This window comes from Shinella fusca (genome assembly GCF_014203155.1).
Classification (GTDB): Bacteria; Pseudomonadota; Alphaproteobacteria; order Rhizobiales; family Rhizobiaceae; genus Shinella; species Shinella fusca.
Window position 1 is genome coordinate 81,854 of record NZ_JACHIK010000014.1, and the last position, 24,318, is coordinate 106,171.

Annotated in this window: 15 protein-coding genes; 7 read left to right on the forward strand and 8 right to left on the reverse strand. The window is 67.4% G+C overall.

Features of this window, described 5'->3' with window-relative positions; translation table 11 throughout:
• Positions 1-220: 220 nt before the first annotated feature.
• The gene (locus tag HNQ66_RS17970; RefSeq protein ID WP_184145546.1) at positions 221-4,048 is read right to left on the reverse strand and encodes a peptidoglycan-binding protein; all 3,828 of its coding nucleotides are present in this window, start codon (positions 4,046-4,048) and stop codon (positions 221-223) included.
• 448 nt (positions 4,049-4,496) lie between these two features.
• Between HNQ66_RS17970 and HNQ66_RS17975 the strand changes: the two genes are divergently transcribed.
• From HNQ66_RS17975 to HNQ66_RS17990, 4 genes are all read left to right on the forward strand, one after another.
• Positions 4,497-6,293, forward strand: coding sequence for an acyl-CoA dehydrogenase C-terminal domain-containing protein (locus HNQ66_RS17975; protein WP_184145547.1), 1,797 nt, complete (start codon positions 4,497-4,499; stop codon positions 6,291-6,293).
• A gap of 176 nt (positions 6,294-6,469) precedes the next feature.
• Complete coding sequence (locus HNQ66_RS17980; protein WP_184145548.1) at positions 6,470-7,678, forward strand: acetyl-CoA C-acetyltransferase; 1,209 nt, start codon at positions 6,470-6,472, stop codon at positions 7,676-7,678.
• 148 nt (positions 7,679-7,826) lie between these two features.
• Positions 7,827-10,037 (forward strand): FAD-dependent oxidoreductase, encoded by a 2,211-nt coding sequence (locus HNQ66_RS17985; protein WP_184145576.1) that lies wholly within the window; start codon positions 7,827-7,829, stop codon positions 10,035-10,037.
• 155 nt (positions 10,038-10,192) lie between these two features.
• A complete protein-coding gene (locus HNQ66_RS17990; RefSeq protein ID WP_184145549.1) occupies positions 10,193-10,360 on the forward strand; it encodes a hypothetical protein in 168 nt (55 codons plus the stop codon).
• A gap of 80 nt (positions 10,361-10,440) precedes the next feature.
• On the opposite strand, the gene HNQ66_RS17995 is transcribed toward HNQ66_RS17990, so the two are convergent.
• The 4 genes from HNQ66_RS17995 to HNQ66_RS18010 form a co-directional block, all read right to left on the reverse strand.
• Complete coding sequence (locus HNQ66_RS17995; protein ID WP_184145550.1) at positions 10,441-11,496, reverse strand: sensor histidine kinase; 1,056 nt, start codon at positions 11,494-11,496, stop codon at positions 10,441-10,443.
• The gene (locus tag HNQ66_RS18000) at positions 11,497-11,943 is read right to left on the reverse strand and encodes a response regulator (RefSeq protein WP_184145551.1); all 447 of its coding nucleotides are present in this window, start codon (positions 11,941-11,943) and stop codon (positions 11,497-11,499) included.
• A complete protein-coding gene (locus tag HNQ66_RS18005) occupies positions 11,940-13,397 on the reverse strand; it encodes a sensor histidine kinase (protein ID WP_343059547.1) in 1,458 nt (485 codons plus the stop codon). Before HNQ66_RS18005 ends, HNQ66_RS18000 begins: the two co-directional genes overlap by 4 nt.
• A 159-nt stretch (positions 13,398-13,556) precedes the next feature.
• Positions 13,557-14,438 (reverse strand): EamA family transporter, encoded by an 882-nt coding sequence (locus HNQ66_RS18010; protein ID WP_184145553.1) that lies wholly within the window; start codon positions 14,436-14,438, stop codon positions 13,557-13,559.
• Between the two features lie 199 nt (positions 14,439-14,637).
• On the opposite strand from HNQ66_RS18010, the gene HNQ66_RS18015 reads away from it, so the two are divergent.
• Together HNQ66_RS18015 and HNQ66_RS18020 are read left to right on the forward strand one after the other, a co-directional pair.
• A complete protein-coding gene (locus HNQ66_RS18015) occupies positions 14,638-15,543 on the forward strand; it encodes a DMT family transporter (RefSeq protein WP_184145554.1) in 906 nt (301 codons plus the stop codon).
• 94 nt (positions 15,544-15,637) lie between these two features.
• Positions 15,638-16,300 carry a S24 family peptidase gene (locus HNQ66_RS18020; protein WP_184145555.1) on the forward strand — a complete coding sequence of 221 codons (663 nt, stop codon included), beginning with the start codon at positions 15,638-15,640 and terminating at the stop codon, positions 16,298-16,300.
• Positions 16,301-16,317: 17 nt separating this feature from the next.
• Here the strand turns inward: HNQ66_RS18020 and HNQ66_RS18025 are convergent, their stop codons facing one another.
• Positions 16,318-17,199 carry a transporter substrate-binding domain-containing protein gene (locus HNQ66_RS18025; RefSeq protein ID WP_184145556.1) on the reverse strand — a complete coding sequence of 294 codons (882 nt, stop codon included), beginning with the start codon at positions 17,197-17,199 and terminating at the stop codon, positions 16,318-16,320.
• 35 nt (positions 17,200-17,234) lie between these two features.
• Between HNQ66_RS18025 and HNQ66_RS18030 the strand changes: the two genes are divergently transcribed.
• Positions 17,235-19,199, forward strand: a complete 1,965-nt coding sequence (locus HNQ66_RS18030) for a glycosyltransferase family 2 protein (protein WP_246434343.1) — start codon at positions 17,235-17,237, stop codon at positions 19,197-19,199.
• Between the two features lie 7 nt (positions 19,200-19,206).
• Here the strand turns inward: HNQ66_RS18030 and HNQ66_RS18035 are convergent, their stop codons facing one another.
• Both HNQ66_RS18035 and HNQ66_RS18040 read right to left on the reverse strand, forming a co-directional pair.
• Positions 19,207-21,228, reverse strand: coding sequence for a beta-galactosidase (locus HNQ66_RS18035; protein ID WP_380780264.1), 2,022 nt, complete (start codon positions 21,226-21,228; stop codon positions 19,207-19,209).
• A gap of 53 nt (positions 21,229-21,281) precedes the next feature.
• On the reverse strand, positions 21,282-24,308 hold the full coding sequence (locus HNQ66_RS18040) for an aminotransferase class III-fold pyridoxal phosphate-dependent enzyme (protein ID WP_184145558.1): 3,027 nt from the start codon (positions 24,306-24,308) through the stop codon (positions 21,282-21,284).
• Positions 24,309-24,318: the final 10 nt, after the last annotated feature.

Here is a 24,318-nt window from a genome sequence, read left to right on the forward strand (position 1 = left end):
GAGCCCCTCCTCCGGCCGGTCGCGCCTTGCATCATGCAAGGATCGGTCATGTCGGCCCGCCGATCCGGCGTGCCGTTGCCGTCCTCATGGATGATAACGTCTGTCGAACGGATATCATCTTGAGACGACTTGTGGTTTTTCTATGGAGCGTCATGCCCGCCGGCGCCGGGCGAGTCAACCGGAGAAGCCGCTTTGCGGGGCTTCTCCGGCGTTCGAGCGGTCAGCCCGGCTGCTTGTTGCGCTTCAGAAGCTCGTTGACGAGCGCATCGTCGATCTCGCCGGTCTCCTTCTGGCCAACGGACTTCTGGAACGCCTTGATGGCGCCGACCGTCTTCTTGCCCATCTCGCCGTCCAGCGCGCCGGCATCGAAGCCGTTGTTGTTGAGGATGGCCTGGATGTTGCGGATCGCCTTCTTCATGTCGATGCTGGCGGTCTTGGCGGGCTTGCCGACCCATTCGTCGGGCATGTCCGCCGCATTCGCCTTGTCGTCGAGCGGCGCGGCCTTCCACAGCTCCGCCTTGGCCTTGGCGCCCGCAAGCTGCTCGGGCTTCATGGCGTTCGCCACCTCGTCGCGCTTTTCCGCCGCGTCCCGGTCGCCGTCGCGGGCGGCGATGGCGAACCACTTGTAGGATTCCTCGAGGTCCTGCTTCACGCCGTTGCCGCGCGCATAGAGGATGGCGAGGTTGAACTGGCTGTCGCGCACGCCGAGCTCGGAGGCCTTCTGGAACCATTTCGCCGCGCCGGCAAAGTCCGGCGTCGCTTCGCCGGTGCCGGTCGCCAGCAGGACGGCGAGGTTGTGCATGGCGCTCGCATTGCCCTTTTCGGCGGCCGTCTCGTAGAGGCGGCGCGCGCGGTCGAGGTCGAGGTCGACGCCCTGGCCCTTCTCGTAGAGGTTGGCGAGGCGGTATTCGGCCGGCGCGAAGCCGCGGTCGGCCGAAAGCGCGTACCAGCGGGCGGCTTCCTTGAGGTCGGTGGCAACGCCGCGGCCTTCCGTATAGCGCGCGCCGATCTCGAAGAGCGCCAGCGGATCGCCTTCGCTCGCCGCCTTGGAGAGCGAGGCCGGGGTGATCGCGTCCGGAACGGTGATCGCCGCCACCTGCGCTTCGCTTGCCGGCGCCTTCTCGACTGAGGCGTCCCTGGCCGTGTCCGGCGTTGCCAGCGGCTCGAAGCCGGCGGTCGCGTTGTCCGCGGTCAAAGCCGGCGACGTGACGATACCGGCATCCTTGGCGGAGGCCGTCAGCGCTTCTGCCTTTTCCTGCGTGCCGGAAAGCGCCGGCCCGCCCGCATCTTCGGCGACGAGCGGATCGGCAATCGCCTTTTCCCCGGCGACCGGGGCGGCGGCGACGTCTGCCGTAACGGCCTTGTCGGCGGCGGTCGCCGTTTCCGCAGGCTTCTCCTCGCTGCCGGCCACGGCGGTCTGCTCGACGAGCACGGGCGCATCCTCGCCGGTCAGCAGCGTGCTCACGAGCGGATAGGACATGATCGCCAGAAGCACGGCGCCGACGGCCAGCAGGATCGGGCGGCGGTGGCGCACGAAGGCGGAGGGAGAGGCTTCGCCCTTGCCCGGCTTTGCCAGCTTTTCGGATTTCTTCGCCGGCGCGATGCGCGAGACGCTGTCGGCTTCCTCGGCGGCGAGCTTTGCGGCCCTGCGGGCGGCGGCGATGTAGTCCGCCTTGTCGGCGTCGTTGCCGGCGCCGGCGCGGTTGCCGGAAGCCTGCCCGGCGCGCACGCGCTCCAGGATGCGGCGGACGTCCGGCACGCCGGAGCCGGGCTCCAGAAGCTGGTTGGCCTCTTCCGGCGCCAGTTCGTCGACGGGGTCGATCGAGGGCGTGGGGTCGATCTGGCGGCGCTCGGCCTGCGGGGCCGTTTCCTTGCGGGCGGGGGCGAAGCGGCGCTTCAGGCCGGCGAGAAGGCCGCTCTTCGGCTGTGCCTCCTCCTCATCGTAGCCGGCGAGCGCCATGGCCTCGACCGCCGCGTCGTCGACGGCATCGAAGCGCTCGGGCGCGGGGATGTGCTCCACCTCGATCTCGGCGAAGCGGCTTTTCTCCTCGGCAGGCGCAGCTTCGATGGGGCGGCGGGGCGCAGCGCCGAAGCCGTCATCCTCGAAAGGGTAGTCGTTGATGCCGAGACCGGTGGACGGCGCGGCATCCCGGCCGACATCCATGGCCGGCATTTCGGCGCGCGGCATGGCGGGCTCGCGCCGGCCGAAGCTTTCGCGCGGGGCGTCGAGCTGTTCGAGGCGGCCGGCGATCTGCACCAGCGTGTCGTGCAGCGCATCGAAGGTGCGGGCCGTGCGTTCCTCGCTGGAGCGGGTCATCTCCTCCAGCGCGCGCAGGTCCCCGGCAAGGCCGGCAATGGCTTCCATGTCCGTATGGGCCGCGGCGGTCGGTCCGGCATGACGGTAGGCCTCCATCACGGCTTCGGCCGCCTGGCGGGCGGCCTCGACGATGTATTCGTCATTGGTCGCCATGTAGTCCTCGACCGTCGCGAGGCGGTTCTCGAATTCCGAGGGAACGGCGGCAGAGGCGGAGGGCGTGTTGATCAGCGTGGAGAGATGGGCGATCTGCGCCTCGAGCCCGCGCAGCGCCTCATGGTCGCCGGCCGGGGCCGTGCGCGTCGCGTCCAGCCGGTCGGCGATCGCCGAAAGGCGGCCCTCGATGTGCGAGAAGCGGTCTTCCTGGAAGGGGCTGCCGACGGGCGCGTCGAGATTGTCGATGCGGCGGGCGAGTGCGTCGAGCCGTTCGGCAAGCTCGCCGTTGACGCTGCCCTGGTCGAGCGCGTCGATCTTGCGGGAAATGTCGGAGAGGTAGTCGGCAAGCGCGTCGCCGCCCGCCATGGCGGGCGCGGCGTGATGGCTTTGCTCCAGCATCAGCGAGAGCTGTTCGATGCGCTCCTCGAGCCTCAGCGCGGCGCGCTCGTGCGACAGGTCCTCGATACGGTCCGCCAGCGCCTCGATGCGTGCGGAAAGGCCCTGGTCCTGCGCAGGCGCCGGGCGGCGGGCGATGAGGTCGAGCTGGCTGGCAAGGTCGGCGATGCGCGCTTCGAGGCGCTGCATCGTCGAATGGTCGGCCGAGGAGGACTGCTGCATGCGGCCGGCGGCGGCAATGGCGCGGCTGATCTCGTCGAGGCGGGCGTCCAGCCCCTCGAACTGCGAGGCGACGGCCGAGGCGAGGCGCCCGCCGTCCGGCTCGCCATGGCGGCCGAGCATGTCGACCGACTGCGCGACGGCCTCGATCTTGTTCTCCAGCGCGCGGATCGCGGGTGTCGCGCTCATCGTGCCGATCTGGTTCTTCAGCTCGTCGAGCCGGTAGGCGAGCGCCACCAGCTCGTCGTCGCGCGTCTGGTCGAAGGCGGAAAGCTTCTGCTCGACGCCGTTCCAGCGGTCCTCCATGCGGCGCACGGAATCCTCGCGGGCAAGGCCGTCCAGCACGGAGCGCAACTCGTCGAACTCGACGCGCAGGCCTTCGGTCTGGCCGGACTGGCGGCCGAGCTGGCTGATGCCGGCGGAAAGCCGGTGCAGCTCCTCGCGCAGGTCATCGTTGCTGCCGCGGCCCTCCGCCGTCTGGCGGATGCCGCGGATCTCGGCGCGCAGCGTCTGCATCTCGCGCTCCAGCCCGTCGGCGATATCCTTCTTGAGGTCCTGGCGCAGCGATACGAGCGCCCTTGCGATGTCCTCGACATTCCCCTCAGTGCGGACCGGCGCGCTGCCATAGGCGGCCTGCGCCTGCTGGGCGGCGGCGTGGTGGTCGAAGGAAGAAGGCCGGCGCTCGCGTTCCAGGCGCTGGGCGACGCGCTCGCGGCTGCCGTCGATGGCGCGCTGGCGCTGCATGATCTCGGAGACCGGGTCGTCGCGCAGCGGAACGGCGCGGGCGGGCTCGTGGCGGATTGGCTCGGCGCGCGGCGCAAAGCGCTCCTCGCTGCGTCCGCGCATGTCCCGCCCGTTCGCCATCAGCCCCTCGATGCGGGCTTCCAGCCCCTCGATGGTGCGATTGAGCGCGTCGAGCGAAGAGCGTTCGCCGTGACGTTGCGGGTTTCGCGATCCGTTCATCTTCGCCTCGCTTTGGCGGCCATCGGCCTGCCGGGAGATACTTTTGCGGGCGCCGCCCGGCGGCTGCGCCCTTCGTCCATGGGTGGCGGGGAGAAAGTATCGTCCCTGTTCCGGCCGGCGCATCCGCCCCGGCGGCACTAAGGGCGCCGACATGATTCCCGATCCCACGCTCTCAGGCGTCACAATTCACGAAACATGGTAAACAGCGCGTTAACCGCCTCGGAAATTTTTTAACGATTTGCTCATAGACTGGAACCCGGACGGACAAGCGGCCCGCCATTGCGCAGCGACCGGCGCCAGCGCCCGCTCAAGGACCGCACGCCTCCGCCCCCTCCCGACGAATTTTTTGCCGCATGCACGTTTTGACGTTTACGCAAACGTCAAAGTTTTATAGTATCCATCCCCAAGGAGCGGACTTTGTCCGCGGCATAGGTGAGGAACGCGAGACATGCCGATCTACAAGGCCCCCGTGAATGACACGCTTTTCATCCTGAACGACGTTCTGGCGCTGGAGCGCTACAACAACCTGCCGGGCTTTGCCGACGCGACGGGGGACATGGTGGAGGCGATTGCCGGCGAGGCGGCCAAGCTCGCCGAGGAGGTGCTGTTCCCGGTCAACCTTTCCGGCGACCAGGAAGGCTGCGTGCGCCACGACGACGCCACGGTGACGACACCGAAAGGCTTCAAGGAGGCTTACGATCTCTACCGGCAGGGCGGCTGGATCGGCCTTGCCGTGCCGGAGGAATTCGGCGGCCAGGGCCTTCCCTATGTGCTGCACACCGCCGTCGGCGAATACATGTCGTCTGCCAACATGGCGCTCACCATGTATCCGGGCCTGACGCAGGGCGCGATCGCCGCGATCCTCGTGCATGGCTCGGACGAGCAGAAGGCCGCCTACCTGCCGAAGATGGTGGAAGGCACCTGGACAGGCACCATGAACCTGACGGAGCCCCATTGCGGCACCGACCTCGGGCTCCTGCGCACCAAGGCCGTGCCGCAGGCCGACGGCTCCTACAAGATCTCCGGCCAGAAGATCTTCATCTCCGCCGGCGAGCACGACATGTCGGAGAACATCGTGCATCTGGTGCTTGCCCGCATCGAGGGCGCGCCGGAAGGCACCAAGGGCATCTCGCTCTTCATCGTGCCGAAGTTCCTCCTCAAGGACGACGGCACGCCGGGGACGCGCAATTCCGTTTCCTGCGGCGCCATCGAGCACAAGATGGGCATCCACGGCAACGCCACCTGCGTCATGAACTACGACGAGGCGAAGGGCTTCCTCATCGGCCCGGAGAACAAGGGCCTCAACGCCATGTTCGTGATGATGAACGAGGCCCGCCTCGGCGTCGGCCTGCAGGGCCTCTCCATCGCCGAAATCGCCTACCAGAACGCCGCCAATTACGCCCGCGAGCGCCTTCAGGGCCGCTCGCTCTCCGGCGTCAAGAACCCGAACGGCAAGGCCGACCCGCTGATCGTCCATCCCGACATCCGCCGCGCGCTGATGACCATCAAGGCCTGGACGGAGGGCGGCCGGGCCTTCACGCTCTGGACGGCGCTCCAGTCCGACATCGCCCACCGCGCCAGCGACGAGAAGGAGCGCCAGGCGGCCGACGACATTCTCGGCCTGATGACCCCGATCCTCAAGGGCGTGCTCACCGACAAGGGCTTCGACCATGCCGTCATGGCCCAGCAGGTCTTCGGCGGCCACGGCTATATCGAAGAGCACGGCATGAGCCAGTATGTTCGCGACGCGCGCATCGCGATGATCTACGAGGGCGCCAACGGCATCCAGGCGCTCGACCTCGTCGGCCGCAAGCTCGGCATGAACGGCGGGCGCGCCGTCATGGCCCTCTTCAAGGAGATCGGCGATTTCTGCGAGGAGAACCGGGGCGACGAGAAGCTCTCCTTCTTCACCAAGAACCTCAAGAAGGGCCTCAACGACCTTCAGGCCGGAACCATGTGGTTCATGCAGAACGCCATGGCCAAGCCCGACAATGCCGGCGCCGGCTCGACCGACTACATGCACCTCTTCGGCCTCGTCGTCGTCGGCTACATGTGGGCGAGGATCGCGAAAGCCGCCGAGGAAGGCCTTGCGGCCGGCGCGGGCGAGCGCGAGGATTTCCTGAAGAACAAGCTGGTGACGGCAAAATTCTTCATGGAGCGCCTGATGCCGGAAACCGCGCTGCGCAAGACCCGCATCGAAGCGGGCGCCGACACGACGATGGAATTGGCCGCCGAAGCGTTCTGACGCTTTGCCCCTCACCCCAGCCCTCTCCCCGCAAGCGGGGCGAGGGAGTACAGTCGCAAGTCACGCAGTCCCTTCGCCCCGCCTGCGGGGAGAAGGTGCCGGCAGGCGGATGAGGGGCATCCGTCGCAGGCAATTGCAGGAATTCTAGGCGCCACCGCGCCGCCAGGGAGAAGAGAATGACCGACGTCTTCATCTACGATCATGTGCGCACCCCGCGCGGGCGCGGCAAGAAGGACGGCTCGCTGCACGAAGTGCCGTCCGTTCGCCTCGCCGCCAAGGTTCTCGAAGCCGTGCGCGACCGCAACGGGCTCGACACGGAGAAGGTCGACGACATCATCATGGGCTGCGTCGACCCCGTCATGGATGCCGGCGCCGTCATCCCCAAGGCCGCCGCCTTCGAGGCCGGCTATTCCACCAAGGCGCCGGGCATGCAGATCTCGCGCTTCTGCGCCTCCGGCCTCGACGCCGTGAATTTCGGCGCGGCGAAGATCGCGCAAGGGGCGGACGACCTCGTCGTCGCCGGCGGCGTGGAGAGCATGTCCCGCGTCGGCCTCGGCATGTCGGGCGGCGCATGGTTCATGGACCCGTCCGTCAATTTCCCGGCCTATTTCATGCCGCAGGGCGTTTCGGCCGACCTCATCGCCACCAAATACGGCTTTTCGCGCGACGACGTCGACGCCTATGCCGTCGAGAGCCAGAAGCGCGCCGCCCATGCCTGGGAAAAGGGCTACTTCACGAATTCCGTGATCCCGGTGAAGGACATCAACGGCCTTACCATCCTCGACCGTGACGAGCACATGCGCCCCGGCACCGACATGCAGGCCCTCGCCCAGCTCCAGCCCTCCTTCCAGATGCCCGGCGAGATGGGCGGCTTCGAGGCCGTCGCCATCCAGGCCCATCCGGAAATCGAGGGCATCAACTACGTCCACCATGCCGGCAATTCCTCCGGCATCGTCGACGGCGCCGCCGCCGTCCTCCTCGGTTCAAAGGAAGGCGGCGCGATCCTCGGCAGGAAGGCGCGTGGCCGCATCAAGGCCTTCGCCAATATCGGCTCCGATCCGGCGCTGATGCTGACCGGCCCGGTCGACGTCACGGAAAAGCTGCTCGCCCGCACCGGAATGACGCTCTCCGACATCGACCTCTTCGAGCTGAACGAAGCCTTCGCCGCCGTCGTGCTGCGCTATATGCAGGCTTTCGACATCCCGCACGACAGGATCAACGTCAACGGCGGCGCCATCGCCATGGGCCACCCGCTCGGCGCGACCGGCGCGATGATCCTCGGCACCGTGCTCGACGAGCTGGAACGCCGCGACCTCAACACCGCCCTCGTCACGCTCTGCATCGGCGCCGGCATGGGCACGGCGACGATCGTCGAACGGGTCTGAGAAAGGCAAGCCACGCCCTCTCTGGCCGTCATCCTCGGGCTTGACCCGAGGATCCATCGCCCGGAGCTGGATGGTCGGGTCAAGCCCGACCATGACGGAGGAGAGGATAGCGTGTGAAGCCAGATAGATTTCAGGGAAGAGGAATCCCATCATGAGCTACAAGAACTTTTCCATCGAGACCGACGCAGACGGCATTGCGCTCGTCACCTGGGACATGCCGGACAAGTCGATGAACGTCTTCACCGTGGAGGTGATGGACGAGCTGGACAGGATCATCGACCAGGTCGTCGCCGACAGCGCCGTCAAGGGCGTCGTCATCACCTCCGGCAAGTCCTCCTTCTCCGGCGGCGCGGACCTTTCCATGATCAAGGGGAGCTTCGATCTCCTGAAGGAAGCCGAAGCCGCCGATCCGGCGACCGCCGTACATAAACTGTTCGACGCCACCGGCCGCATGACCTGGCTCTTCCGCAAGCTGGAAACCTGCGGCAAGCCCTGGGTCTCAGCCATCAACGGCACCTGCATGGGCGGCGCGTTCGAAATGTCGCTCGCCTGCCACGGCCGTGTCGCCTCCAACGCCAAGTCGGTCAAGATCGCGCTTCCCGAGGTCAAGGTCGGCATCTTCCCCGGGGCCGGCGGCACCCAGCGCGTGCCGCGCCTCGCCAATGCGCAGGACGCCCTCCAGATGATGACCACCGGCTCCTCGCTGACGGGCGCGCGCGCCAAGGCGATGAACCTCGTCCATCAGGTGGTCGAGCCCGACCAGCTCATCCCGGCGGCGAAGCAGATGATCAAGGACGGTCTCAAGCCCGTCCAGCCGTGGGACGAAAAGGGCTTCAAGGCTCCCGGCGGCGGCATCTGGACGCCCGCTTCCGCCCAGCTCTGGCCGGCAGCACCCGCAATCCTGCGCCGCGAGACCGCCGGCAACTATCCGGGTGCCCTCGCCATCCTCAAATGCGTCTATGAGGGCCTTCAGGTGCCCTTCGAGACGGGGCTGAGGATCGAGCAGCGCTACTTCACCCATATCCTCCAGACGACCGAAGCCTTCTCGATGATCCGGTCGCTGTTCATCTCCATGCAGGAACTCGGCAAGGGCGCGCGCCGCCCGGCCGGCGTTCCGAAATCGGAGTTCAAGAAGGTCGCCGTCGTCGGCGCCGGCTTCATGGGCGCCTCCATCGCCTATGTCACCGCCGCCGCCGGCATCCCGGTCGTGCTGATCGACCGCGACCAGGAAGCTGCCGACAAGGGCAAGGCCCATTCCGAGGGCCTCGTCACCGGCGCCATCGGCAAGGGCCGCATGTCGAAGGAGGACGGCGAGACGCTGCTGTCCCTCATCACCCCGACGCCGGACTATGCGAGCCTTGCCGATGCCGACCTCGTCATCGAGGCCGTCTTCGAGGATCGCACCGTCAAGAAGGAGGTCACGGAGAAGATCGAGGCCGTGCTGCGCGAGGATGCCATCCTCGCCTCCAACACCTCGACCCTGCCGATCACCGGCCTTGCGAAGAACTCCAAGCGCCCGAACCAGTTCATCGGCATCCACTTCTTCTCGCCGGTCGACAAGATGATGCTGGTGGAAGTGATCCTCGGCAAGGAGACGGGCGACAAGGCGCTCGCCACCGCACTCGACTATGTCGCGGCCATCAAGAAGACGCCGATCGTCGTCAACGACACGCGCGGCTTCTACGTCAACCGCTGCGTCTTCCGCTACATGGCCGAGGCCTACGACATGCTGATCGAGGGCGTGCCGGCGGCGATGATCGAGAATGCCGCCAAGATGGCCGGCATGCCGGTCGGCCCGCTCGCGCTCAACGACGAGGTCGCCGTCGACCTTTCCTACAAGATCTTCAAGGCCTCCATCGCCGATCTCGGGCCCCAGTCCGTCGACCCGCGCCACATGGAGCTGGTGACGAAGCTGGTGGAAGGCGAAGGCCGCCTCGGCCGCAAGGCTGGAAAAGGCTTCTACGACTACCCGCCGAAGCCCGCCAGGAAGAAGCTGTGGCCGGGCCTCAAGGACCTCTATCCGCAGATCAAGCCGGAGGATGTCGACGTCAAGGTGCTGAAGGAACGCCTCCTCGCCACCATCGCGCTGGAAGCGGCCCGCACCATGGAAGAGGGCATCGTCACCGATCCGCGCGAGGCCGATGTCGGCTCCATCCTCGGCTTCGGCTTCGCGCCCTATACCGGCGGCACGCTGTCCTACATCGACGGCATGGGCGTGAAGACCTTCGTGGCGCTGTGCGAGAAGCTCGCCACGAAATACGGCGACCACTTCCAGCCGACCCCGCTCCTGAAGGACATGGCCGCCAAGGGCGAGACCTTCTACACCCGCTTCGCCCCGGAGACGAAGAAGGCGGCCTGACCCGCCTTCGCCGGACGATCCCTTCATGCCCCTTCGGCCCTGCCGAGGGGGCATTTTCGTGCCTGTTCCCTGGGAGACAGCGCCGGATGGGGCGATGTGGGACATTCCAATCACCGGATGAGAGAGGCTCATCCCGAAGAGATCAGGAGAGACCCATGCGCAAGATCATCGTTTCCGCCGCCATCGCCGCCGTTTCCTTCGCCACGCCCTCCGAGGCCGGCTACTACAGCTACGGCTACCAGCAGCACTGCTTCGTCAAGAAGGTCGTTTCCTACGACTACTACGGCAACCTCGTCGTCAAGAAGATCCGCACCTGCCGCTAGGCCGGCGCGGCTTACCGGGACCCGGATGTTAGCGCATCCGGGTCTTTCGCATGGCGTGCGGTGGGGCGTTGCGGCGAAGCCTATGCCGGCCGGGGCGGCTCCGTCATGCGAACCAGCAGTTCGGCGCGCGTGCCGGCGGGGCGGTCGGCGTAGTCGAGGCGGCTGTCGAGGCTCGTCGCCATGGCGCCGATGATCTTGGAGCCGAGGCCCGTGCCCTGCACGGGGCCCTCGCCCCGCCAGCCGATGCCGTCGTCCTCGACGAAGAGCAGCGCGTTCTCCGCATCGAGCCGCGTGAAGCCGACGCGCACCTCGCCGCCGGCATCGCCATAGGCATATTTGAAGGCGTTGGTGACGAGTTCGGTGACGATGACGCCGAGCGAGACGGCGCGGTCCGTCGGAACCTTCAGCGGCTCCAGCGTGCGGGTGAGGCGCACGTTGTGGCCCTGCCCCGCCATGGACGTATCGAGCTCGGAAAGGAGGGTCGCGAGATAGGCGCCCATGTCGACGTGGCGCACGTCCTCGGAGGTGTAGAGACGGCGATGGATGCCGGCGATGGCGGTGATGCGCGCCTGCGTTTCGGCAAGCGCCTCGCGGACCGCCGCGTCGAACGCGCTCGACATCTGCAGCCGGATGAGGGCGGCGGCGAGCGCCAGCGAATTGCCGACGCGGTGGTTCACCTCCGCCAGCAGCACCTCGGCGCGCTCCTTGGCCGCGCGGATCTCCTGCTCGGCGCGCAGCTTGGCGCGCTTCAGCGCGGCGTTCTCCAGCGCCTGCCCGAGCGCATTGGCAAGCAGCGGCATGAAATCGTCGCCGACCGACTTGATGACATAGTCGGCCGCGCCCGCCTTCAGCGCCTCGACGGCGACCTGCGCGTCGTTCGAGCCCGTCACGTAGACGACCGGCACCGCATCCGGCGCGCCGACCAGTTCCTTGAGGAAGCACAGGCCCGTTCCGGCCTTGAGGAAATGATCCAGCACGACCGCATCGAAGCCGCCCGCCGCGAGCAGTTCGCGGCCGCGCTCCACGTCCTCGGCATGCAGCACCTCGTAGCCGAGACGGCCGAGCGCGCGCTGGGCGAGCCGCGCGAGGATCGGGTCGTCGTCGATATAGAGAATGCGATGAGGGCCTTCCTTCATTTAGTGGGTCTCGGGTATCTGGATCACGGAGAAGAAGAGGCCGAGCTGGCGGATCGCGTGGGCGAAGCTCTCGTATTCGACCGGCTTCGTGATGTAGACATTGGCGCCGAGATCGTAGCAGCGCTGGATCTCGCGCTCGTCGTCCGTCGTCGTGAGGATGACGACCGGCAGGCGCTTGGTATGGGTGTTTGACTTGATCTTCTGCAGGATGTCGATGCCCGACATGTCCGGCAGGTTGAGGTCGAGCAGGATCAGCAGGAACTTGCCGGCGCTCGCAAGGCCCGTTCGGTCCTTGCCCAGCACGAAATCGAGCGCTTCCGTGCCGTTGGTGAAGGGCACGACCTCGTTGTGCACGCCCGCGCGGCGGATGTTCTTCTCGATGAGGCGCGCGTGGCCCTCGTCGTCCTCGACCATGACGATGGTGACTTCCTTGCCGAGACCGTTCATGCCTGCATACTCCTGACTACCTTGCTGAGGTCGGGCGGCAGACGAAGCACGAAGGTCGTCCCCTGCCCGAGTTCGGATCGAACGACGATATCACCGCCGAGATTGCGCATCAGTGAACGCACATGCGCAAGGCCGATGCCTTCGCCGGGCCTGTCCTGCGCGCCGGAGCGGCGGAAAAGCTCGAAGACGCGCTCGTGGTCCTCCGCCGCGATGCCGCGGCCGTTGTCGGTGAACTCGATGACGAAGCCCGCGCGGCCGGTATTGCGCGCGCTGATGGAGATGCGCAGCGGCCGGTCGGGCATGCGGTATTTGATGGCGTTGTCGAAGAGGTTGCCGAAGACCTGCTCCAGCGAGAGCCGGTCGGAGACGACGGTCGGCAGCGTGTCGTCCACGACGACGATGCCGTCGGATTCGCCGACCTGATGGCCGACGGCCGCCGCACCCGCCTCGGCGAGCGCCTTGAGGTCCACCCGCTCGACCTTGAGCTCCCGCCGCCCGTCGCGCGAGATCTTCAGGATGGCGTTGATGAGGCCGTCCATCTTCTTGGTCGAGGAGCGGATGAAGCCGATCGCCTCCGGCAGGTCTTCCGAAGCCGCGCGGCGCGCCTCCAGGATGTCGCTCTCGCTCGGCGCCTTATCGTCGGCGAGCACATAGGCCTGGATGGAAGCGAGCGAGGCCTGCAATTCGCTGGTGAAGCCCATGATGTTGACGAGGGGCGCGCGCAGGTCGTGCGTGACGATATAGGCGAAGCGCTGGACCTCCTGGTTGGCGCGGATCAGCTCCTCCGTCCGCTCGTCCACCCGCTTTTCCAGCGTGGCGTTCAGCATCTCCACCTCGCGCCGGGCGACGATGATGTCGCGGGTATATTGGGCGATGACGACAATCGCCCCGCCGAGCACGGCGATGATGGCGATGGCGCCGATCACCGTCGTCCATTGCAGGGCGCCGGCCGACCGGAGCGTATCGGTAACGCCCTCCTCCATGCGGCGGTCGGCATCGGCCGTGATCTCGCCGAGCCGGGCGCGCAACTGGTCCATGATCACGCGTCCGCGGTCGTTCTTGACCTGCGCGGCCGCGTCGGCCGGACGGCCCTGCTCGATGGCCGCGACCGTGTCGGCAAGCTCATCCAGCTTGGCGGCCACCAGCTTCTCGATCTCCGGCATGTGCCTGGCATATTCGGGGAAGCCGGCGACCTTCTCGGCAAGCACGGCCTGGCGTTCCGCCACCGCCTTGAGCGCGGCGTCGTACGGGCCGCGGAAGGCCTGATCGCCGGTGATGACGAAGCCGCGCTGGCCGGTTTCCAGGTCCTTCAGGGTGGAGAGGAGGTCGCTGGCGGCGCTGCGCGCCTCGCGCACCTCGATATAGCTGGTGAAATAGTCCTGCACCTTATGGACGAGCCAGAGCGACGTGCCGACGATGCCGAGCAGCGCGATGATGCCCGCAATCAGAAGCACGATCGTTGACCGCACGAACGCGGAGTTCGATATCGGCATTCCAGTCCCCGTCAAAGCCGCTTTACAGAGGGCGACAATATCGCGCTCCGGCCGGTATGCAACCGGCCTGTGCGGCGAACCCCGGACTTCTTTTGGTCGGTCTCGGCCTTCCGCGCGAACTCAGCCATGCACCCGCGCGCGCCTTCCGAACCGCTCCATGGCGACGATGATCATGCCGGCGGAAAAGATCAGCACGGCGCCGACGAAGACGTTGGAGCCCGGCACGTCGCTCCAGATCAGGTAGCCGAGCGCGAAGGCCCAGACGAGCGAGGTATATTCGAACGGCGCGAGCACGGAGACCGGCGCGCGGCGCATGCCCTCGAACATGGCGAACTGGCCGATGCCGGCGATGATGCCGGTTCCCACCATCAGCACGAGGTCGACCGCCGAGACCGGCTGCCAGACGAAAGGCAGGGCGACCGCGGTGAAGAGGATAAAGAAGCCGCTGGAGATCGTCACCTGCACCTGCGTGCGCTCGTGCAGCGCCGTCTTGCGCAGGAGGACGCTCGCCACCGCCCAGAAGACGGCGGCCTGCAAGGCAAGGTAGATCGGCAGCGACAGCGTCAGCCCCCTGACCGCCACCCCGCAGGCGACGACCACGCCGGCAAAGCCGGTGGCGACCGCGAACCAGCGGTAGCCCGGCACCTTCTCCCCGAGGATCGGCCCCGACAGGATCGTCATGACCACGGGCGAGGCGTAGTAGAGCGTCGTCAGCTCGGCAAGGCCGAGGTCGCGCGCCGCGTTGTAGTAGGAGAGCCAGGCGGCCAGCAGCAGGAGATTGCGCAGAAGAAGGGGTTTCAGCACCGGCGAGTGCCGTGCGGCCCGCATGAGCGGCCGGCCGCCGAAGACGGCGCAGAGCGCGAACATCGTCACGCTGCGCATGAAGAGGATTTGCCAGACGGGCAGGCCGACGACGAGCCATTTGACCGACGCGTCCTGCAGGGAAAACATGAAATAGGCGAAGGACGTCAGCAGAATGCCGGAGGAGACTGTCTTGTGCACGGGAGGACCTCGGAGCGCACGGACGAGCCGCGCCACATCTTGATAGCGCGCCGCCGGTCTGCGCGAAAGTGGCAGAATTCGCGGGGGGAAGACATGAAGGAAATTTTTCCTATACCCCTTCGGCAGCTCCCCGAAATATCCGGAAACCCTCAAAAGTTTGGGCGTGCAAGCCGCACCGGACGGGTATATGCGCGGGGCCATGGACCCCAAACGACTCGGCTATGTCTTCACCCTCCTCGCGATCGTGATCTTCAGCGTGCAGGATGCGATCTCGAAGCATCTCGGCAGCGCCTATCCGCCTGTCTTCATCGCCATGCTGCGCTTCTGGGCCTTCGGGGCCTTCGCCATCGCGCTCGGCGCACGCGGGCCGGGCGGGCTGAGGGCGGCGGCGGCCACGCGGCATCCGGTCCTGCAGGTCCTGCGCGGCGCGCTGCTCGCCTTCCAGATCGTCGTGACCATCACGGCCTTCACCACGGTGGGCCTTGCCCATTCCCAGGCGATCCTTTCCTCGGGGCCGATCTTCGTGGCGCTGCTGTCCATGCCTCTCCTCGGCGAGCGGGTCGGCTGGCGGCGGTGGACGGCGATCGGCGTCGGCCTCTGTGGCGTGCTGATCGTCGTCAATCCGGGCGGCAGCGCGTTCGATGCGAGCGTCCTCCTGCCGCTTCTTTCCGCGCTGATGTTCGCGCTCTACGTCATCGCCACCCGCCTCGTCAGCCGCAACGACGCGGCCTCCACGAGCTTCTTCTATCTCGGCGTCGCGGGGGCCGCCGCCATATCGCTGGTCGGCCCGTTCTTCTGGACCAACCTTTCGCCCACCGACTGGCTCTGGATGGGGCTGCTCTGCATCACCGGCATGTCTAGCCACTATTTTCTCATCCGCGCCTACGACCTGCTCGACGCGGCGGCCGTGCAGCCGCTCACCTATCTCCAGATCGTGCTGGCGGCGATCATCGGCGTTTCCGTCTTCGGCGAGACGCTGAGCCCCAACACCGTCGCCGGCTCGGTCATCGTCGTCGGCGCCGGCATCTTCACCATCTGGCGCGAAAGCGTCGTGGCCCGCCGGCGGGCGGCGGAAACCGCCTTGCCGAACGAGACAGGAAAATAATCCTTTTTCCTTTACTCGGCCGGCGTCCTTGGATATGCTCCCGATCGATCGGGCCGGCACAGGCCGGCCCCGTGCCTTGGCAGGGTTTCGCAGCATGTTCTCCCACGACCGGATCTGGGCGGCGATCGACGCCCTCGCCGAGCGCAACCGGCTCTCTCCGTCCGGCCTTGCCCGCCGCGCCGGGCTCGACCCGACATCCTTCAACAAGTCCAAGCGGCAGGCGGTCGACGGGCGCCAGCGCTGGCCCTCGACGGAATCCATCGCCAAGGTGCTCGACGCGACGGGCGCCTCCATCGACGAGTTCCTCATGCTGGCCGATCCCGCCCGCTACGGCGGCCTGCCGCAGGGCGCCTTTCCCCCGCAGGCCGGCAGCATTCCTCTGCTCGGCTTTGCCCAGGCGGGTGCCGGCGGCTTCTTCGACGACGGCGGCTTTCCGGCCGGACAGGGCTGGGACGTGGTGGAGTTTCCCGCCTCGCCCGACCGCAAGCCCGGCGTCTACGCGCTCGAGGTGCAGGGCGACAGCATGCTGCCGCTCTACCGCGACGGCGACGTGCTGATCGTCGAACCGGGCGCGCAGGTGCGCCGCGGCGACCGCGTCGTCGTCAAGACCCGCGAAGGCGAGGTGATGGCCAAGGTGCTGCACCGCCAGAGCCCGCGCACCATCGAGCTCGTCTCGCTCAATCCGGAGCATCCGAACCGCAATTTCGAGATGGACGAGATCGACTGGATCGCCCGCATCATCTGGGCAAGCCAGTAAGCCAATGCTTACCTACATCAGCCGCCATAGAGATTGACCGGGAAATAACGCAGGTAGATCTCCTGCAGGCGTCCGTTGCGCGAGAGCGCCAGCAGCGCATGGTCGATGGCCCCCGCCAGCCCCGCATCCTCCTTGCGGACCATGATCGTCATGCCCTCGCCGAGGAACTGCTCGGAAAGGTAGGGGCCGTCGAACAGGCGGCAGCAGCCGGCCGAATCCGTGCCGCTCATCCAGAAGGCGAGCTGCATGCCGTCGCCGAAGACGGCCTCCACCTTGCCGTCCTTCAGGGCCGATAGCAGCGCCGCACGATCCGGAAAGGCTTCCGCCCGGATGCGCGGGAAGAACGCCTTCAGCATCGCCTCGTGCACGCTTGCCGCGACGACCCCGACCTTGCGGCCGTCGAGCGCGGCTGCCGTCTCGCCGGCGGGCGGTGTCTTCTTTGCCACGGCAAAGCGCGCGGGCAGGCGCATGAAGGGGCGTGAGAAGGCGAACCGCTGGCGCAGGTCCGCCGTGACGGCGACGCCGGCGGCGACCGCCTCGCCATTGCCGTCGGTAAGCGCCTTCTCCAGCTCGGGGAAGGTCACCGCCTGGATCTGGCACTTTTCCGTCAACTGGAGCTCGCGGCAGATCTCGCGCACCAGATCGACGTGGAAGCCGGCGAGCTTGCCGGTCTGGTCGATGAAGTTGAATGGCGGGAAATCCACCGTCGTCAGGAAGCGCAGGCGCACGATGCCGGAAAGGTCCGGCCGCGCGATGCGCTCGCGCGTATCGAAGAGGATCGGCAGGTCGACTGGCGTGCGGTCCTGCGCGGCGCCGGGCATCGGCCTTGCCGCCGCCATCAGCAGGCAAAGCGCAAAAAGCCCGTATGATTTAAGGGATGAAATTCTGCTCTGCCGCATTAACATCAACTTGGGGTTTAAGAGGGGCGTGGCCGATGACGTGCCGCGATGACGGCATGCGGCTGGCAGAATATCCTGACGACATCGCTTTCGCCACAGCAATCGGCATCCTGCCGGGACCGTTCGCGCCCTCGCCCGATGAGCAGCCCGTGCCGCCGCGCTTCATGGCCGAAGCCCGCCTCTTCCGCCGGCTCGGCCTTTCCAAGACCCTCATCGCGCGGATGCTGGTGCGGGCGAACCGCAACGGCACGACGCTGGAGGCGGAATTGCTGGCGAGCGGCGCGCTGGCGGAGGACATCTACTACGAGGCGCTGGCGGAGATCCTCCACCTGCCCTTCCTCAAGCGGCTCGATCCCGATGAGGTCGAGGATATGGTGGGGGCCGACGTGCAACTGGTGGAGCCGACCGCCGTCCGCATCCGTCATCCCTTCCGCCAGCCGATCATCGCCATCATACCCAGCGCGAAGCGGCTGGACTATCTCAGCGACCGTCTCCGTTCGCCCCTCCTGCGGATGAAGATGGCCGTGACCACGCCGTCGGCCATGCGCACCGCCCTCTGGCAGGCCGGCCGCGACCGCCGGCTGCGCGAGAGCGTCGACCAGCTCTTCGGCGCCGTGCCGGAGGCGAGCGCCCGCATCACCCTGTGGGGCCGGCAGGGTTTCTACACCGGCACGATGCTGACGCTGGCTCTCGTCTTCGCGGTGCTGAACCCGACGGCCGCGATCCTCCTGCTCCATATCGTGCTGACCGTGTTCTTCTTCGCGACCGTCTTCATACGCTTCATCGCCCTTCTCGCCATGAAGCGGAGGAAAAAGAACACGCGGCCTGCCCTTCCCGCCGCCCGGCGGCCGGTCTATTCCGTTTTCGTCGCCCTCTACCGCGAGGCGGCGGTCGTCCCGCAGCTCATCGAGACGCTGAACCGGCTCGAATGGCCGGCCACACGCCTCGACATCAAGCTGATCTGCGAGGCCGACGACAGCGAGACGCTCGATGCGCTTTCGGCCATGCGGCTCGGCCGGCAATACGAGATCGTCGAGGTTCCGCCGGGGCATCCGCGCACCAAGCCGAAGGCCCTCACCTATGCGCTCGGCGCGGCGTGCGGCGACTATCTCGTGATCTACGATGCGGAGGACCGGGTCGATCCGATGCAACTGGAGGAGGCCTGGCGCAGCTTCGAGGCCGGGCCGGCGGACATCGCCTGCCTCCAGGCGCCGCTCATCGTCACCAACGGGCAGGAAAGCCGGCTCAGCGCCCTTTTCGCCATGGAATATGCCGGCCTCTTCCGCGTGCTCCTGCCGCGCCTTGCCGCCGCGCGCATGCCGATGCCGCTCGGCGGCACGTCGAATCATTTCCGCACCCGCATCCTGCAGGAGGTGGGCGGCTGGGACCCCTACAACGTCACCGAGGATGCCGATCTCGGCCTGCGCCTCTACCGGCAGGGCTATCGCTGCGGCACGATCAGCCGCCCGACCTACGAGGAAGCGCCGACCGAGGCCCGCGCCTGGACGGGCCAGCGCACGCGATGGTTCAAGGGCTGGCTGCAAACCTGGCTCGTGCTGATGCGCCGGCCCGTGCGGCTCGTCCGGGAAATGGGGCTCGGCCCCAGCATCGTCTTCCAGGTCCTGATCGGCGGGCTCATCCTCTCCTCGCTCGCCCACCCGCTGATCCTCGCCTATGTCGGGCTGATCAGCTGGCAGCTCTTCTTCCAGGGGGCATACCATCTGGGCAGGCTCGAATTGACCCTGTTCGTCCTCGACATCGTCAACATCTTCGGCAGCTATGCTGCCTTCGTCGCCCTTGGCCGCGCCGGCATGACACCGCAGGAACGGGCGGCGATCGGCCGGCGCTGGATGTGGACGCCGGTCTACTGGCTGCTCGTCTCCAAGGCGGCATGGCGCGCGGTGATCGAGCTGCGCAGCAACCCCTTCTCCTGGAACAAGACGAGCCATCGTCCCGCACAGTCGAAGGTGCCGGGCGAGCCGGCGGCGGCGGCGGGCTGAGCTGCCGTCAGCCCTCGTCTTCCATCCAGATAGCGACGTCGGCCGGACCGATCGTGCGGCCGCCGACGAGGAATTCCGCCGAGGCGGAGGCGGGCACGGCGGCGGGCACGCCCGCATAATTGAAGGCGAAGCGCAGGCGGCCGCGGCGGGCAAGGCGAAGGTCTCCGAGGTCGGGGAGGCTCGCGACGCCCGCCCAGCCGAGCGTATCGCCCATCAGCCTCGTCAGGAATTCGCCGCGCGGCAGCGTGGCGACGTAGCGCGCCCTGTCGTTGCCGATCACCGCAGGCGAGCCGGGCCGGTGCGCGCCCTCGAAGGTCGCCAGCACCGTCTCCGTCGTGCGGATGAGCTCGCGCCAGCCGGTCACCGGATGGCTCGTATTGCCGTAAAGCACGGGCTCGCTGTGGAACTCCGGCAGGGATTCCACGCGCGTCACGCGGAAGTCGATAAGATCGGCGAGCGGGCCGGGCGGCAGGTCGGCGGGAATGTGCATGTCCCGCGTCTTGCTGCCGCTGCGCGGGCCGAACAGGGCTTTTGCGCCCGACGCCTTCAGTCGGGCAAGGAAATCCATGTCGGGAATGACGAGGTCGGGCGCGACCACCAGCCGGTAGCCGGAAAGATCGGAATGCTGGCCGATGAAATCGACGTCCACGCCGAGGCGGGCGATGGCGCAGTACCAGTCGAGCGCGATGGCGGAGGCGGCATAGCCGCGGCCCTGCGGCAGGGCGCGGGTGGCAAAGCGCGACTCGTAGTCGAGGAGAATGGCGACCGGAGCCTTTTCCCGCACCTCGCCGGCCGGAAGGCGCGCCATTTCCGCGGCAACCTGCGCGACCTCCAGATAGCCCTGGTCGGCCTCGCCGTTCGGCAACAACAGGCCCGCATGGAACTGCTCCTGCGCGAAAGGCGCCTGCCGCCAGCGGAAATAGGAGACCATGTCGGCGCCGTGGGCATAGGCAAGCCACGTCCACAGCCGCACCATGCCGTCGGCGGGCGACTGGTTGTGGGCGGCCCAGTTGACCGGCCCCGGCTGCTGCTCCATCACCCAGACCCGGCCGCGCCCGACGGCGCGGTAGAGATCGTGGTTGAAGGCGACCTGGTCGGGATCGCCGACGCGCAGATAGCGCGCCTTCTCCTCCTCGCTGAGGCGGCCGTTGATGAGGCCGCCCATCGGGTAGACGTCCCAGGAGGCGATGTCGATGTCCTCGCCGACCTTGTAGTGGTCGAAGTCGGTGTTCTGGGACATGAAGTTGTGCGTGACCGGCCGGCCGGGCGAATGGCGGCGGATGAGATCGGCCTGCGCCTTGTTGAAGCTCTTCACCTGATCGGAGGAGAAGCGGTAGTAATCGACGAGATGGGTGGGCGTCGGCTCCTCGACGAGGTTGTTCGGCAGGTCCACCTCCTCGAAGCCGTTGTAGTGCATGCTCCAGAAAGTCGTACCCCAGGCGCGGTTCAACTCCTCGATCGAGCCGTAGCGGGCGGCGAGCCATTCGCGGAAGGCCAGCTTCGCCTCGTCGGAATAGCTGTGGATCGTGTCGTGGTCGCCGTATTCGTTGTCCGTCTGCCAGGCGTGCACGAAGGGGTTCTCGCCGTAGCGGCGCACCATGGCCTCGGTGATGCGGGCGGCCTCGATGCGGTAGCGGCGGCTGGAGAAGCAATAGTGCCGGCGGGCGCCGAACTTGCGGGTAATGCCGCGCGCATCGACGGGCAGGATATCGGGATAGCGGTCGACCAGCCATTTCGGCGGGGCGGCCGTCGGCGTGCCGAGGATGACCTTGAGGCCGGCGCGGCCGAGCACGCCAATCGCCTCGTCCATCCATTCCCACCGGAAGACACCGGCTTGCGGCTCGATGTGCGACCAGGCGAACTCGCCGATGCGCACCCAGGCAAGGCCGAGCTCCACCATGCGGCGAGCGTCCTCGTCCCATTTCTCGCGCGGCCACTGTTCCGGATAGTAGCAGACGCCGAGCTCCAGCAGGCCGGCCTCCCTGCGGCCGGCGGCGAAGCGGTTCTGGTGGTCGAGCGGCTTATGCACTTTACTGTCCTTGTCATTCCCGGTGCCCGGATTTCCGAGCGCCGTCATCCTTGTCATCGGCGGGGCAGCGCCGCCAGCGTTTCGTCGAGGGCGGCGAGGAAGCGGTCGCATTCCGCCGCGCCGAAGGGCGCCGGGGGCTTCACCTTCAGCACGTTGTGGTGCGGGCCTTCGCTGGAAAGCAGGATGCGGTGCTTCCGCTTCATCTCGACGATGACGAAATCCAGTTCTTCCGCCGCCGGCTCCAGCGTTGCCCGGTCGCGCACCAGCTCGATGCCGTTGAAGAGGCCGTGGCCGCGCACGTCGCCGATGATCTCGTGACGTGTCGCGAGTGCGCGGGCGCCCGCCATCAGCCGGTCGCCGGTCACCTTGCAATGATGCATCAGCCGCTCGTCGCGGATGACGTCGAGCACGGCAAGGCCGATCTCGGCGGAGACGGGATTGCCGCCGAAGGTGTTGAAATATTCCATTCCGTTGGCGAAGGCCGCGGCGACGGCCTCGGTCGTGACGACCGCGGCCATCGGATGGCCGTTGCCGATGGGCTTGCCGAGCGTGACGATGTCCGGCACGACGCCCTGTATCTCATGCGCCCACATGTGGGAGCCGACGCGGCCGAAGCCGACCTGCACCTCGTCGGCAAGGCAGAGGCCGCCGGCGGCCCGGACATGGGCATAGGCTTCCTTCAAATAGTTCTCCGGCAGGGTGAGCTGGCCACCGGTGCCGAGGATGCCCTCGCTGAAGAACAGCGCCGGGCGGCGGCCCTCCGCGGCAAGCGCCTCGACCTGACGGCGCACATCCTCGGCATAGTTCCGGCCTGCATCGGCATCGCCGTAGCGGAAACGGCCGCGATAGAGGTCCGGCATCTCGGCGACGCGCACATGCGCCGGCCGCCCCTCGCCGCCCCTGCCGGCGAACTTGTAGGGGCTGACGTCGATGAGGCTCGACAGGTGCCCGTGATAGGCATGGTCGACCGTGACGATATCGCGGTTGCCGGTATAGGCGCGCGCGAGCCGGATCGCCAGATCGTTCGCCTCGCTGCCCGAATTGACGAAGAAGCAGACATTGAGCGGATCGGGAAAAAGCGCGGCGAGGCGGCGGGAATATTCCACCAGCGTATCGTGCAGGTAGCGCGAATTGGTGTTGAGTTTTCCCATCTGCGCCTGCGCGGCCTTCACGACGCGCGGGTGGCAATGGCCGACGTGGCAGACATTGTTGACCATGTCGAGCCAGCGGTTGCCCTCGTCGTCGATGAGATAGGTCCCTTCTCCCCCGACGATCTTCAGCGGCTCTGCCGAATAGGCGATGGAAAGCGAGCGGCCGATGCGGCGATGGCGCTCGCGCACGAGGAAATCCTTGTCGCGCGCGACGGTGACGGAGGCGGGCATATCGAAGCCGAAGACGACGCTCGGATCCGGGCTCACCGCACGCCAGACCTGCCAGTGATCGCGCACGCCGACGCCGTGCATGCGGCCTTCGAGGCCGAGATGATCGGTAACGACCTGGAAATGCAGGTGCGGCGACCAGTTGCCGTTCTCTTCGGCCGCGCCGAAGGCGGCGAAAGCCTCGCCCCTGGCGACCTTCTGGCCGATGGAGAGCTTCTGGACGCCCCGGCGGGAGAGATGCCCATAGAGCGTCCAGAAGACATCGCCCGTGTCGGTGCGATGTTCGAGGAGGACCGTCGGGCCGAAGCCGCAGGCGACCGCGTCGTCATGGATGAAGGCGACCTTGCCGGCGAAGGGCGCATGCACCGGCTCGCCGGCCGGGGCGAAGAGATCGACGCCGAGATGCACGGTGCGGCGCGCGCCGGGCATGTCGAAGGCATCGCCCTTGTAGACGGCGCGGTCCTCGCCGTAGAGGCCGATGGCGAAATCGGCGCCGGCTTCCGCCACGCGCGCCTCGATCAGCCGTTCGGCGCCGTCCGCATCGAGCGAGGCCCAGGCGGCCGCGTCGGGTCCCGATGCGGTAAGATCGAGGGCCAGCACCTTCGGCCTTGCTGTCTGCGGGCGGATGACAGGCGAAAAATCGTGGGCGTTGCGCTCCAGCCAGCGCTCGATGCGCGCGGCCTGCGGCACCGGGGCGAAGCCGCAGGCATCGCGGATGCGGGCGACGGCGAGCGCCGGGTTCTCCGCCTGCAGGCGCTGAAGCTCGCGCCAGACGTCCTCCTGGCTCACCAGCAGGTAGGTGTTCTCCGGATTGTCGCGAATCTGCCGCGCTGCCATGCACATGCTGACGGCATAGCGCGTGCGCACGAGATCGAAGACGAGGCCCGCTTCCGCTTCGCTGATGGGGTTGGCCGCGTGATAGGCGGCGGCAAGGCGGGCGATGGTCTCGACCGGATCGGGCGTGCCGATCAGCGCATAGGCGCCGGCGACGGCGATCTCCACCACACGGAAGGTCTCGACCATGTCGCCGAAATCGAGCAGGCCGCTGACGCGCCCGCTGGCATCGAGCAATACGTTGTAGTCGTTGGCGTCGTTGTGGATGACCTGGCGCGGGCAGGCTTCGAGGCGCGACAGCACCTCGGCGGTGAAGCGCTCAAGGATGGCGCGGACGGCCGCCTGCTTCTCCGCATCCTCGATGAAGCGGAGGTTTTCCAGATGCATGCCGGCCCGGCCGATATCCCAGGCATAGAGGCGCCGCGCGCCGGCATGGGCAAAGCCTTCGAGGCTGCGGTCGAGCTGGCCGAGCAGGCGGCCAAGCGTTTCCACGCTCGCCGGCCCCCGGACGGAGGAGCGCGACCAGACGTCGCCCGGCAGCCAGGTGAGGAGGCGCGCGGTGCGCGGGCCGCGGATTTCCGCGGGGGCGCTCTGCGCGCCGCTCCGGTCCGGCAGCGCCCGTGAGACCGGCAGATCCGGCGCGGCCTTCGCAAGGTGATCGAGCACGGCGACCTGCATGGCGAGCTCGTCCGCATCGCCCGGCGCATGGAGCTTCAACAGGTAGCGCGTGCCGTCCGCCGCCTCGACCCGGTAGTTGAGGTCGTGCTCGCCGGGCAGCGGCGTTATCGTACCGGCAATGCCGTAGCGCTCGGCGAGCAGCGACCCGATCGCCGCCATCTCGTCCTGCCGTCCGGATGCTCCGCTCATCGTCTGCTCC